This is a genomic window from Shimazuella sp. NTD247, from assembly GCF_059510415.1.
Genome location: NZ_JCAJZU010000002.1, coordinates 153,473 through 166,820 on the forward strand (window position 1 = coordinate 153,473; position 13,348 = coordinate 166,820).

Consider the following 13,348-nt stretch of genomic DNA (forward strand, 5'->3'; position numbering starts at 1 on the left):
AATAACAAACTGCTGACATAGGTTGTACCAAGTATACCTAGGAGGTTGGCCATATTGAAAGAAGTACTCCGTATGGGATGGAAATCACCTATGATAGCTGGTCAAATGATCTTATGGGCTTTTATTATTGGTTTGTCTTTAATCACTGCCCTCTTTCTTCGATTTAGCAGTATGGAAACAAGTAGTCTTCCTACCATTACCTTTTGCATCAATGCTATTTCACTTATATCTAGTGGTTTTATCGCTGGAAAACGATCGGGAAAAAAAGGATGGTACTATGGAGGGCTGCAAGGGGTTGTATACACTTTATTCATTTGGCTCATTGCCTTTCTCGCATTTGACACAGGAATGAGAGTCGACCCCTTAGTATTTGGGATATTTGCATTTGGAATCGCAGCTTTGGGCGGGATATTTGGGGTAAATACGGCAAGATAAAAGGAGCTAGGTTAACCTAGCTCCTTTTTTGCATTTTTTAAATATGTTTGATGTAGCATGAATCCATCCGAGATATGACTTCGATTGCATAGCTATTTTTTGATAAATATCAGGCTTTTTTGACAACTCCATACGGTTAAAGTCGTTAGATTCTTGGGACGATAGCCTCATGACTATTTCATTACCAAACTAACCCCGTGCGCCCCACGGTTTATGTTTGTTGATTTCTTCTTTGCCGCGAGCAAACTTGGTTTTCGTCTGTCACGACTATACATATATTGACATGGGAATGTTTGTTTGTAAATTTGCTTTTTCCAAAGGTTGAACTAGTGAAGGAAAATTCCTTACCCTCGTTCAACGCTCGCTTTCATCCCACGATTTAAACCGTGGGTTTTCTCGCTCGCAATGTTATAATTCGACATCGGTCATTTTTTAAATCGAGCTAACCGTAGCCATCGTCTATAAAAAAAGAACTAGGTACCATTACCTAGTTCTCAAACAAAAATTATTTCGTTTCTACTTTTTCCTGCTCTGCTTTCTCTTCTTCTACTTTTTGATCTTCTTTTGATCCTTCCAAATATCTTTCTTCTTTTCCTTTTGGTTCCTCTTTAACGACTGGAGTTTCAATTACTTCCCCTTTATCTGAAACTTTTGCTTTGATTGCACCACGTTCAAATACGACGCGGGTAGTATCACTAACCTTTAAGGTCACTCGATTTTCATCCAGATCGACTATCGAACCATGAAGTCCACCGATCGTTACAACTTTATCTCCTTTCTTCAAAGAAGACATCAATTGTGTTTGCTGTTTGCGCTGTTTGTTTTGTGGACGAATTAATACAAAATAGAGAAGCCCGAACATTACTACAATATATAAAATTGTCATCGTACTGTTTCCACCCATTATATTTCCCCCTTAGAATGCTTTTGTTGGATTTAATGAACCATAGTATTGGTTCATAAATGTTTTTTGAAAATCGAGTAATCGATCTTCTTGAATTGCTTGTCGAACCTGCTTCATAAGGTTAAGCAAAAAGTATAAATTGTGATATGTGGTTAGTCGTAAACCAAATGTCTCATCTGCTTTAATCAAATGACGCAAGTACGCTCGTGAGTAATTCCGACAAGTATAGCAGTCACATTCAGGATCCAATGGACCAAAATCACGAGCAAATTTTGCATTTCGGATGACCAAACGTCCTTCACTTGTCATGGTCGTCCCATTTCTAGCGATACGAGTTGGCAAGACACAATCAAACATGTCTACTCCAAGGATAGCTCCTTGAATAAGCGCATCCGGAGAGCCGACACCCATGAGATATCGCGGTTTGTTGATAGGTAATAATGGAGTTGTGATTTCCAGTGTTTCATACATCAATTCTTTGGATTCTCCAACACTCAATCCGCCAATCCCATATCCAGGAAAATCGAGTTCTACCAGTTGCTCTGCACTCTGCTTTCGTAAATCTGCATACATCCCACCCTGAACAATACCAAACAGCGCTTGATCTTCTTGGCGTTTGTGAGCTTCTTTGCAGCGTTTTGCCCAACGGTGCGTCAGCGCTACTGATTCTTCTACATATTTGCGATCAGCTGGATAAGGGGCACATTCATCAAATGCCATCATGATATCAGCACCAAGTGCATTCTCAATTTCCATCACTTTCTCAGGAGATAAAAAGAGTTTTTCTCCATTCAAGTGAGAGCGAAACTCTACTCCCTCCTCAGAAATTTTACGCAAATTGCTCAAACTAAAGACTTGAAATCCTCCACTGTCTGTCAGTATAGGACGATCCCAATTCATAAAAGAATGTAGTCCGCCTGCTTCTTTTACAAGTTCATGTCCAGGGCGTAAAAAAAGATGATATGTATTACTTAAAATAATCTGTGCTTCCATGTCTTTTAGTTCTTCAGGACTCATCGTCTTTACGGTGGCCTGAGTACCAACAGGCATGAATATAGGCGTTTCAATGGTTCCATGTGGAGTATGTAGTTTTCCCAATCTCGCACCAGATTGTTTACATACTTTCAATAATTCGTATCGAACAGCCAATGTTCCTGTTCCTTTCTAATAGCTCATGATGAAATACACAATATCCATTATACACCAAAGGATGACTCACTCAACCGTGAATTCACTTGATAAACATTGCATCCCCAAAACTGAAAAATCGATATTCCTTGCGTACAGCAGTCTCATAAGACTGAAGCATGATATTGCGGGAACTAAATGCACTCACCAGCATCAGCAAGGTTGATTTTGGTAAATGAAAATTTGTGATCATCGCATCTACTGCTTTAAATTGATATCCAGGATAAATAAAAATATCTGTCCATCCACTTGTTTCGCGAAAACCTTCACTTTGGTTTGCAATGGTCTCCAAAGTCCGTACAGAAGTAGTGCCAACAGCGATAATTCTTCTTCCATCTGCTCTTGCTCTTTTCAATTGTTCTGCCACTTTTGCCGATAAATCATAGTATTCTGCATGCATCGTGTGATTTTCTATTTTTTCAACCGATACTGGTCGAAATGTACCTAATCCTACGTGCAGAGTCACGTAACCAATTTCTACTCCTTTTACACTGCATTTATGAAGCAATTCCTCAGTGAAATGCAATCCAGCGGTAGGAGCTGCTGCAGAACCAATTTCTTGAGAATACACCGTTTGGTACCGTTCCTCATCTGCTAATCGCTCCCGTATATATGGCGGAAGCGGCATTTGACCGAGTTGTTGAAAAAGTTCTTCCACCTCTCCCTCGTACTCTAAACGGAATTCCCAACCTCCAGCAACTTCTGTTTGTTTTTGTGCAATTGCTTTTAATTTTCCTTCCCCAAAAGAAACGACAGAATTCTCCTTCATTCGTTTCGCTGGTTTTACCAGCGCTTCCCATCGATCTGATCCAAGAGGTTTTAAAAGTAAAAGTTCAATTTTTGCCCCTGTGTCTTCTTTTACACCGAGCAGCCTGGCATGTCTGACTCTGCTATTATTTAAAATTAATAAATCCCCTTTTTGTAAAAAAGAAGGTAAATCTGCAAATGTTGCATCCTGCAGTTCTCCTGTTTTTTTGTCAACAACCATCAATCGAGATGCAGTCCGATCTTTAATCGGTGTCTGCGCAATTAATTCACTTGGTAAATCATAATCAAATAAAGATATATCCATCACTATCACTCCAAAAAGAAAAGAGGCATATGCCCCTGTTTTTATGTTGACTTAGGCCATTTCATCCCTAAGTAGTCTGCGCATTGTTTTGTGACCATTCTACCACGAGGTGTACGTTCTAAAAAACCTAACTGCATCAGATACGGTTCAACTACATCTTCTACAGTATGTGCTTCTTCTCCTATTGTCGCTGCAATCGTTTCTAATCCAACAGGACCGCCTCGAAAGTGAGTCAAAATCGACTTTAGTAATCGATGATCCAGTTGATCTAATCCCATTTTATCCACTTGCATTCGATCCAATGCAGCGATAGCTGCATCTTTGCTGATAAAACCGTCTCCCTCTACTTGAACAAAATCACGAACCCGTTTTAATAATCGATTTGCTACTCTTGGGGTTCCTCTTGCACGTGTTGCCAGTTCTCTTGCTCCTTCCGGATTCATGCCTACTTGCAATAAATCCGCGGTACGCAGCAAAATGTGACACAATTCCTCTTCAGAATAAAACTCCAGTCTGCTAACTACTCCAAAACGATCTCGTAGTGGGGAAGAAAGCGATCCTGCACGCGTAGTTGCTCCAACCAGTGTAAATGGAGGAAGATCGAGACGAACGGTTCTAGCACTTGGACCTTTGCCAATAATAATATCAAGCGCAAAATCTTCCATTGCTGGATATAGTACTTCTTCAACCGATCGATTTAGTCGATGTATCTCATCGATAAACAAGACGTCATTTTCTTCTAAGTTGGTTAAAATCGCAGCTAAATCTCCAGGACGTTCAATAGCTGGTCCAGAAGTTGTACGAAGATTTGCATCCATTTCATTTGCAATAATATGAGATAATGTCGTTTTTCCTAGTCCTGGCGGACCATATAACAAAACATGATCCAATGATTCTCCTCTTTGCTTTGCAGCTTCAATAAATATTTTTAAATTTTCTTTTGCATGAGATTGTCCTATATATTCGCGTAAAAACCTCGGTCGAAGGCTGAACTCTGCTTGCTCTTCTTCCAAGGCTACCTTCGCGGAAATAATCCGCTCCTCCACTTATCTCACTCCTCTTTGACGAAGTGCAGCACGAATCCAAGCTTCAACAGATTGATTTTCTTGAAAACTATGCTCTGCTAATTGATCTGCTTCCTTCTCATCATACCCTAGCCCCATAAGTGCGTCGATCACGATTTGCCGATCATGTTGTTTTTCCACTTTTGGTACATTGCTTTCTGCTGCAGGAAGCCAATGAGACAGTTTATCTTTTAAATCCAGAACTAATCGTGCAGCAGTTTTCTTCCCGATTCCTGGAAGTTTCGTTAAAAAAGTAATGTTTTCAGATTGAATTGCATTTACAATCTGTGCAGGAGTGCCTGCAGACAGAATACCTAAGGCTGCTTTTGGACCTACACCTGAAACAGCTAACAAGGAACGAAATAAATTTCGTTCCTCTTGCATCCCAAAACCATATAGTAATGCGGCATCTTCTCTAACTACATGGTGTGTATAGATGGTAACTTCACTCTCTTCTTGAAATTGATATGGATTAACTACATAAACTTGATATCCGACACCATGCACATCTATTCCAATATAATCATTGTCAACCAGAAAAACTTCGCCTTGTAATCTTTCAATCATTTCTTTGCTCCTTACTCATCTCGCGCCTGCGTGGACTTCGCATATAGCGATTGCTAATGCATCAGCAACATCATCTGGTTTAGGCACTTTTGGAAGATGCAAAAGTCGTTGGACCATTTTTTGAACTTGACTTTTTTCCGCTTTGCCAAAACCTGTAACGGCCATTTTCACTTGTAGCGGCGTATACTCTGTTATCTTGATATTCTCTTCTTCTGCTGCTAACATGATCACTCCACGTGCAGCACTTACTGTAAAAGCATTGGTAACATTCCGATTAAAAAACAGCTTTTCAATCGCAACCACATCTGGTTGATGCAACTGAAACAAGTGCTTTGATGCGTCATAAACCTCTTTTAACCGACGCGGGGTAGGCGTTCCAGCAAGTGTTTCGATGCTTCCATAATCAATTGGATGAAGTTTATTGCCTCTTCGAGTTAAAACAGAATAACCAACAATGGCTATTCCAGGATCTATTCCAATTATCTTCACAAAAATCTCCTTCGCTAACCGGATCGAATGATTTTTTCTATATCGTCTTCTTTATCTGGATTTTGAGACAAGAGATGCAAATTTACTCTCCATATCTCTTCTGCTCGTATCGATTCGGCAAACAATCCAAATTCTTCTGCTAATTCCTTCAATCTGGAAATAGAGAGAAATGTACCATTTCTCAATCTGACAGCAACTCCACGGTTCATCGGAACAAGTTCTACATGACCAATATGTTTTCCATTTTTTTTATTTTCCTTTGCATATTCTTGTACCAAGATATCACGAAAAGGTACATCATCTTGTGCAACCATGACTAACAGCTGATATAGATGATTCAAATCAATGCTTTTATTAGCAGTAAAAGCAATTACTTTGCGATTCACTAATTCCATTAATGTTTTCATGATTTCGTCTTCTTCTAATCCAGTAACTTCTTCAACGATTTCCATATCGTCAAAATGAATGCAACTATGTAACAGCACATACTGCTGTTGATTTAAACCTAATCTTCGATGATAGCGAAGCAATAATTTATGTAATTGTTGCAAAAAAGGTTGTTGGGTAGTCATAGTCAGCCTACCTTTCTATCTAGCTGTTGGCCTCTTTCCCATTTTAGACCATTCCTACCCAACCTGTCTATTGAGCCGCAGTCAGTGAATTCCATTCCCATTTGCGAATTGTTTTCCACGTACATCATGTATTTTTCCAATTGCTAAAAATGCATCGGGGTCTATCTCTTCTACAATATTTTTTAGTTCTGCTTCTTCCAAACGTGTAACAACGCAGAAAATCACTTTTTTTGGATCATTCGTATATGCGCCTTGACCGTGCAAAAAAGTAACTCCTCTTCCCAAGCGATGTAATAGAGCAGAAGAGATCTCATCATGCCGATCACTGATAATCCATACAGACTTGGTTTCATCAAATCCTTCAATTGTTATGTCAATAATCTTAAAAGCAATGTAATACGCAATAAGTGAATACATAGCACGATCCCAACTACCAAACACAAAACCTGCGCTTCCTAAAATAAACAGATTAAAAAACATAACTATTTGTCCAATTGAAAAAGGTGATCTTCTCGTTATCCAAATAGCTAAAATTTCTGTACCATCTAAGGAACCTCCATAGCGCAGCACAAGACCTACACCAATCCCCAATAAAATGCCACCAAATATTGCTGCAAGCAGAGGATCGTTTGTAATTGGTTCGCGATGAGCAAAAAGGACAGTTCCAATCGACATTACTCCAACCCCGAGTAACGTAGCAACAGCAAATGTTTTTCCTATTTGTTTATAGCCAAATATAAAAAACGGCAGATTTAAGAGAAACAAATATATACCAAGGCTAATATTCGTAAGATACGATAACATGATCGAAATTCCAACTACGCCACCATCAATTACTTTGTTTGGAACCATTAATAATTCCAAACTAAAAGCAACGAGGACTGCTCCAAGTATAATAAAAATAATTCGTTTAATAACCAGGGACCAAGCAGTTTTTTTATGTACAGTCGTCTCCAATATAAGATCCTCCTTTCTATGTATCCTACCCAAAAAAGAAAAATCAACAAAAAAATAACCCCTAATGAAGTGGGGTTACTTGCTGATTATTATCTTGGCTTCCAAAATTTTCTTTTTGCTTATCTCCATTTGACTGCTTTGACTTTTGATCGAACTGTGATTTCTCATGGTGAGATGTGGAAGAAGATTTTTTTTCCATTTTCACCACTGGTTTTTTGGGATCTAAAATCGGCGTTTTACTGTAAGCAGGGGTATTTAACATATCATCGATCGTTACAAATTCATAACCCTGGCTGCGTAAATAAGAGATAATGTTTGGCAATGCTTTCACCGTTGCTTGGATACTTTTCGAACCTGCACTGTGTTCTAATATGATACTCCCTGTTTTCAGCTCTTTTTTTACAGTAGCTAAAATCTGATCGGGTGTATGATTATCCCAATCGAGTGTATCTACATCCCAGTAAATCAACTTATATCCTTTTTTTCCTACTGCTTCTGTTAACTTCTTATTCAATGCACCATAGGGAGGTCGAACCAACAGTGGTGTTTTTCCAATAACACTTGTGACCACATTGTTTGTATCTTCAATTTGTTTCATAACACCTGCTTCGGACATTTTAGACAAAACTGGATGATTCCAAGAATGGTTTGCCACCACATGTCCTTCTTGATAAATCCTTTTTAACGAGTCTGGGTATCGCTTTACCATGGTCCCAACAACAAAGAAGGTCGCTTTTACATGTTCTTTCTTTAATATATCTAGGACTTGTATCGTATAGTTATTATCAGGTCCATCATCAAAAGTAAGTGCAACCTGTTTCTTATAACGGGATCCTCGATAAAAAGACGTATCATGTTGCATTTTCATTGCTTCTAGTGCCTGCTTTTGCTGTATCGTGGTCATATCAATTTTTGGAGCAGGTAAAGCTTTTGCTTGTGTCAATTTCATCGACGGTGTGAATTCATCTGTGTTTGTGTACTTCACAGATTTCGTGTCGCTTTGAGCTTTTACAGGCTGATCATTTGAACAACCCGTCAAAACAATAGCGATTGATGCAGTTAGACATGCTAATCTGCTGATTAAAGACAATTCCAATCACTCCTCAAAACCACTTGCGTGAGGAAATCAAATTACAAAATCAAATCAATCCTCGAACAAAGCTATTTTACCACAAACGATTTTTTACGACAGCAAAATTCTCTATTCATTGGGCGAATTTGTTACAATTAAAGACAAATGCCGGCGGGATGTTAAATGGGACGAAAGTTATCTTCACATCTTGAAATAATTGTTCAAAAGTCTGTTTCATTTGTTTGGAGTATTGGAAAGCTACTAATTTTCCATTTGGTTTTAATACATTATATATATCATGCGCTATTTGTGATCTTATTTCCTGGGAAAAGTTTGCAAATGGCAAACTAGAGATGACAGCATCCACACCTTCATTACGATAGGATTTCACCACTTCTTTCATCTCTAGTGCATTGGAATAAAACTTTAAATTGGTATATGTTTCCATTAGCTTTTGTTTCATAAATTTATTTTGCTCAAATATAAGTCCATTTGCAGTAGGTGCTAATTTCTCTGCAATATACTTTGTAAAAACTCCTGTCCCAGCACCTAACTCGATAATAGTTTTTACTTTAGAAAAATCGATGGTTTGAAACATTTCTTTAGCGAGATAAGAGGAGCTGGGAATAACACTTCCAATGCGCTTTGGAGATTGTATAAATGAATAAAAAAAGTTTATTTTATCATTTCTTCTGTGTAGATTCATTTCGACCACCTCGACAGCTTTCTATCCGATTCTGGATTAATCCTATCGGATAATCCGGTTTTGATTTTTATCATACGATTTTTCTACCCTATTTGTCGACAAAAATAAAAGCTCACTACAACCAGTGAGCTTTAGCCTTCCCTATACTGCTTAACTATATTGTTCTATTTCTTCTTCATCCGCATCAAAATTTGTGTAAACAGCTTGTATATCATCATGATCTTCTAATGTTTCAATTAAATCTAAAACTTTTTTAATGGTTTCTCCATGTATTGTCACTTTATTTTCTGGCACCATAGAGATTTCGGCATGAGATACTGTAATACCTTGACTTTCCAATTGTTTCTGCACTTCTTCTAAATGATCTGCTTGAACATAGATTTCATATGTTTCTTCAAAGATATGTATATCCTCAGGATCTAATTCCAGCAAAAAAAGTTCCATTTCCTCTTCATCAAGTGAAACTTTTTCTTTTTCCATCTCTATGATACCAAAGCGAGTAAACATCCAAGACACACAGCCAGTCTCTCCTAAATTTCCTCCTCTTTTCGTAAATGCAAAACGCACATCTGCTGCTGTTCGATTTCGGTTATCGGTAAGAGCTTCCACTAATACAGCAATTCCTTCTGGTCCATAGCCTTCATAAGTAATGGATTCATAATTACTTCCATCACCTTCACCTGCAGCCTTTTTAATTGCTCGATCAATATTTTCATTTGGCATATTTTGTGATTTCGCTTTTGCGATTGCTAATCGCAATTGATTGTTATTTGCTGGGTCTTTGTCCCCTCTTCTTGCGGCTACATAAATTTCCCGGCCCAATTTTGCAAAAACTTTTCCTTTAATTGCATCTTGTCTACCTTTTCGATGCTGAATATTTTTCCACTTGGAATGACCTGCCATAATTTCCCCTCTCTCTGGCCTTCTTTTCTATAAACCCCAATCACGTAAGTAGCGAAAATCAACACCGACTGTTCGATTGCTAATTTTTAAGATCAGGGGCATTCTTCGTTTGTACTGATTACGGGTAATTCTTTTCGTAACTTGTTCAATAAGTGTATCGGAAAAACCTTGCTGGGCAAGTTGTCCTCGAGATAACCTTTTATCTAATAAATGATATAATAGTTGATCAACATCAAAATAAGAAAAACCTAATTCTTTCTCATCCGTCTGATCTTCCCATAGATCTGCACTTGGAGCTTTTTCAATGATCGTTTTCGGTACACCTATGTACTTGGATAGCTGACGCACTTGCGTTTTATATAAATCTCCCAGAGGATTTACAGCAGATGCAGAATCACCAAACTGGGTGCCATATCCTAAAAGTAACTCTGTCCGATTACTTGTTCCAATGACAAGTGCATTATAATGAGCCGATAGATCATATAAAATAGTCATCCGTTCTCTAGCCATTTTGTTTCCTTTTCGGAGTGGCGAAGCATCAGGCATTAACTCAAAATATGTATCGATTTGAGGGCTGATATCGATAGTCAAAGATTCAACTCCTGTATCTTGGATAGCTGCTTCAGCATCCGTTAAACTAGCGGAACTACTTGTGCGGTAAGGCATACATATCGCAATGACGTTATTCTTTCCAAATGCTTTAACAGCTAAATATAGAGACAGCGCAGAGTCAATACCGCCAGAAAGCCCTAAAACAACTTTTCGAAATCCAGCTTTTTCTACTTCTTCTTTCAGTGCAGAGGTCAGAATATCGACAGCCAAAGGTGCATCAAGTGCTAAATATGGTGCCATTTTTAATTGTTCTTCTAACTGTACAGACATCTTAGGTCCACCTCTTTTGAGTCAACCGATTTTGGCGAATTCGACTTAATTCTCTTATGGTCAAATCCAAATTTTCATCACGTAGTAATGGTGTTTCAAATCTCGATCTACGCACTTCATCTAGATCGATATCCACCGTCAGTAATTGTTCTTGTAACATATTTGCTCTAGCAATTTCATCACCATATGGGTTAACAATCGAAGAACCGCCAAAGAAACTTATTCCATCTTCTGTTCCAACCCGATTACAAAAAAGAAAAAAGACACCATTTACCGAAGCTTGATTTTCCAAATTCGCATACCAAAAAGATTGCGAGCCGATTTCTGATTGATCCAAGGATCGCGCAGGAGAATTAGCTGGAATTAACACAATCTGGGCTTTATCTTGCGCAAGTATAAATGGTGCAGATGCATGCCACATATCTTCACAGATCAAAATCCCTACTTGCCCAAACCGTGTAGGAAAACTCCGAATGACTTCTCCGCGTCCAAAGTACCTGCCTTCATCAAACATCCCATATGTAGGAAGATAAACTTTTCTATGAATATGAACAATTTCCCCTTTGCTGGCGTATAAGGTGGAATTGTATAAAATATGATCGTCACTTGCTTCTACAAATCCAAAAACAATGTCCATCACTTTGGAATGAGCCACTAACTGTCTTATTTCTTCTGAATTTATGGATCTGCCTACATCATAAGTTAAATCCAATAAATTATATCCTGTTAAACTAAGTTCTGGATACAAAAGTAACTCCACTTGGTTCTGTTTGGCTTTTTCTAACCAATCCAAGTGAAGAGTATAATTGCGTTGTATATCACCCAAAATAGGGCGCATCTGAGCTAGTCCGACTCTCATAGTGTATATTTGTGCCTCCTCGACAGCTTGTCACAATCCATCATAACATAATCAATTACTCGATAGAAAAAGAGAACATAAAAAAGGATTATCGATTTCCTAACCAGGTACGAATTTGTTGAATACGCTGGAGCCAAATGGGATAATCGAAGGCTATTTTTTCTAAATAAGGAATCGTTTGTTCCTCTTTATATCCTGATTTCCTCTCTAGTATACCAATTGTCTCACGTAGAAACTCATTAGGAAAAAGAAATAATGTACGTAATATTTCACTTTCCCAACGATGCAACGGCTTCACTTGTTCATAAGCAGAGATAAGTTGCTTGCAAAGGGCAAAATCCCACTGATGTTCGGTAAGAATTCGTGATGTTATTTGCCATAGATCTCCTACTTGCAAGTCATAATAAGCTGTCTCAAAATCTATCATCCACGCTTTTTTAGATTTATCTACGATCCAGTTATGACTTGCCAAATCTCGATGACACAGCATATGGTCAAAATAAGCCTGTTGTACACAAGAAATAAAGTCAGTACGACATAATATGTCATATGCAGTATAGGCATGTTGATAAAAACTAGGACCGATGTAAGTAAGCAATCGATTCATTTGACGAGTGGAATGGCTTCTATATGATGTCAAAACTTTGTAAAACTGATGCAACCGATCATACAGACGGTCAAATAGAAGATACGCCACCTTTGTATTTGGCGGCGTTTCTAAATTTCTCCCTTTTTGATGGAAATTTGCTAGTGTATGCATCAATACGGATAAGTTATTTTTTTCTCGATAAGAAACAATGGATCCTTCTATAAGAATGGATAAGAGCCAGTTACCTACTTGTTTTGACTCTGGGAACGAACGAAACCCTTTTTTTGTTAACTCTGCTGCAACATCTTGCCACCACACCATTTGTCTTTTGTCTTCTATCGGTTTGGCAATCCACTTGCTGTCTTTACTCACTACCAACCAATATTTCTGATACGGCTGAATATCCAAAATTTCCATTCCTAACCCTAAAGACAACAGTTTTCGATCTGGATAACTGCTCATTGGTACACAGTGGAAGAACTTTCTTTTTTTGCTTTCCATGTTCGCTGATATGTAGTTGGTGAATACATCGGAGGCGGGTATACGGGAACAGGCATCATTGGCATTGGATTGTATCCGGATGTCGAAAAATAAGGTTGAAAATCCGGTCGTGTAGGAAATACTGGCGCAAATGGCGCTGCAACGCTGGAAAAGTCTTCTTCCTCCAATTCACTTTCCAGATCTTCATCCCACTCCTCTTCTTGCCAATCCCAGCTTAATTCTGTCTCATCAAATGGAACTGGTTCTAAAAAAATGGGTGTTATTTCTTCTACAAGAGCTTCCTCTTTTTTTGTATCTGGTACCATTAAAGGTACTTTTCCAGTAGGAATACGTATTTTGCTGCCTGTCTCTAATGTGTTTTCGCTATCTAAATCAGGATTCGCTTCTAATAATCGCTCAAAAGGTACATTATACTTTTGGACAATTTGTTCAAAAACTTCTCCAGGCCGCACAATATGAATTTTCATGACCATCCTCCTATGAATAAAAACGTATATATTCATCCTATGCAGGTAAGAGGGCAATTTTGTCTTTCGTTTTTGAAATAGGACTTAAGAAGGATATCTTCTGGGAAATATAAGCGGTAAA

Annotated in this window: 16 protein-coding genes; 1 reads left to right on the plus strand and 15 read right to left on the minus strand. The window is 38.3% G+C overall.

What is annotated here, in order from left to right:
- The first annotated feature begins 54 nt into the window (after positions 1 to 54).
- Complete coding sequence (locus AC5WOC_RS05105) at positions 55 to 435, plus strand: TIGR04086 family membrane protein (protein ID WP_496054318.1); 381 nt, start codon at positions 55 to 57, stop codon at positions 433 to 435.
- A gap of 505 nt (positions 436 to 940) precedes the next feature.
- On the opposite strand, the gene yajC is transcribed toward AC5WOC_RS05105, so the two are convergent.
- The 15 genes from yajC to AC5WOC_RS05180 form a co-directional block, all read right to left on the minus strand.
- Positions 941 to 1,339 carry a preprotein translocase subunit YajC gene (yajC, locus tag AC5WOC_RS05110; protein ID WP_496054319.1) on the minus strand — a complete coding sequence of 133 codons (399 nt, stop codon included), beginning with the start codon at positions 1,337 to 1,339 and terminating at the stop codon, positions 941 to 943.
- A gap of 12 nt (positions 1,340 to 1,351) precedes the next feature.
- Entirely contained in the window at positions 1,352 to 2,488 is a 1,137-nt protein-coding gene (gene tgt, locus AC5WOC_RS05115) for a tRNA guanosine(34) transglycosylase Tgt (protein WP_496054320.1), read from the minus strand.
- An 82-nt stretch (positions 2,489 to 2,570) separates the two neighbouring features.
- Entirely contained in the window at positions 2,571 to 3,599 is a 1,029-nt protein-coding gene (queA, locus tag AC5WOC_RS05120) for a tRNA preQ1(34) S-adenosylmethionine ribosyltransferase-isomerase QueA (RefSeq protein ID WP_496054321.1), read from the minus strand.
- A gap of 41 nt (positions 3,600 to 3,640) precedes the next feature.
- The gene (gene ruvB / locus AC5WOC_RS05125) at positions 3,641 to 4,645 is read right to left on the minus strand and encodes a Holliday junction branch migration DNA helicase RuvB (protein WP_496054322.1); all 1,005 of its coding nucleotides are present in this window, start codon (positions 4,643 to 4,645) and stop codon (positions 3,641 to 3,643) included.
- Complete coding sequence (gene ruvA, locus AC5WOC_RS05130; RefSeq protein WP_496054323.1) at positions 4,646 to 5,230, minus strand: Holliday junction branch migration protein RuvA; 585 nt, start codon at positions 5,228 to 5,230, stop codon at positions 4,646 to 4,648.
- A gap of 15 nt (positions 5,231 to 5,245) precedes the next feature.
- Complete coding sequence (ruvC, locus tag AC5WOC_RS05135; protein ID WP_496054324.1) at positions 5,246 to 5,719, minus strand: crossover junction endodeoxyribonuclease RuvC; 474 nt, start codon at positions 5,717 to 5,719, stop codon at positions 5,246 to 5,248.
- Between the two features lie 14 nt (positions 5,720 to 5,733).
- The gene (locus AC5WOC_RS05140; RefSeq protein WP_496054325.1) at positions 5,734 to 6,291 is read right to left on the minus strand and encodes a hypothetical protein; all 558 of its coding nucleotides are present in this window, start codon (positions 6,289 to 6,291) and stop codon (positions 5,734 to 5,736) included.
- An 81-nt stretch (positions 6,292 to 6,372) separates the two neighbouring features.
- Positions 6,373 to 7,248: a YitT family protein gene (locus AC5WOC_RS05145; RefSeq protein WP_496054326.1), complete on the minus strand. Its 876-nt coding sequence runs from the start codon at positions 7,246 to 7,248 to the stop codon at positions 6,373 to 6,375.
- A 61-nt stretch (positions 7,249 to 7,309) separates the two neighbouring features.
- The gene (locus AC5WOC_RS05150) at positions 7,310 to 8,338 is read right to left on the minus strand and encodes a polysaccharide deacetylase family protein (protein WP_496054327.1); all 1,029 of its coding nucleotides are present in this window, start codon (positions 8,336 to 8,338) and stop codon (positions 7,310 to 7,312) included.
- Between the two features lie 115 nt (positions 8,339 to 8,453).
- Positions 8,454 to 9,026, minus strand: coding sequence for a class I SAM-dependent methyltransferase (locus AC5WOC_RS05155; RefSeq protein ID WP_496054328.1), 573 nt, complete (start codon positions 9,024 to 9,026; stop codon positions 8,454 to 8,456).
- A 150-nt stretch (positions 9,027 to 9,176) separates the two neighbouring features.
- Positions 9,177 to 9,929 (minus strand): YebC/PmpR family DNA-binding transcriptional regulator, encoded by a 753-nt coding sequence (locus tag AC5WOC_RS05160; protein ID WP_496054329.1) that lies wholly within the window; start codon positions 9,927 to 9,929, stop codon positions 9,177 to 9,179.
- A 27-nt stretch (positions 9,930 to 9,956) separates the two neighbouring features.
- Positions 9,957 to 10,811: an NAD+ synthase gene (locus AC5WOC_RS05165; RefSeq protein ID WP_496054330.1), complete on the minus strand. Its 855-nt coding sequence runs from the start codon at positions 10,809 to 10,811 to the stop codon at positions 9,957 to 9,959.
- Position 10,812: 1 nt separating this feature from the next.
- A complete protein-coding gene (locus tag AC5WOC_RS05170) occupies positions 10,813 to 11,670 on the minus strand; it encodes a nitrilase-related carbon-nitrogen hydrolase (RefSeq protein ID WP_496054331.1) in 858 nt (285 codons plus the stop codon).
- An 88-nt stretch (positions 11,671 to 11,758) separates the two neighbouring features.
- On the minus strand, positions 11,759 to 12,721 hold the full coding sequence (locus AC5WOC_RS05175) for a phosphotransferase (protein ID WP_496054332.1): 963 nt from the start codon (positions 12,719 to 12,721) through the stop codon (positions 11,759 to 11,761).
- On the minus strand, positions 12,718 to 13,227 hold the full coding sequence (locus AC5WOC_RS05180) for a LysM peptidoglycan-binding domain-containing protein (protein ID WP_496054333.1): 510 nt from the start codon (positions 13,225 to 13,227) through the stop codon (positions 12,718 to 12,720). Before AC5WOC_RS05180 ends, AC5WOC_RS05175 begins: the two co-directional genes overlap by 4 nt.
- Between the last annotated feature and the right edge of the window lie 121 nt (positions 13,228 to 13,348).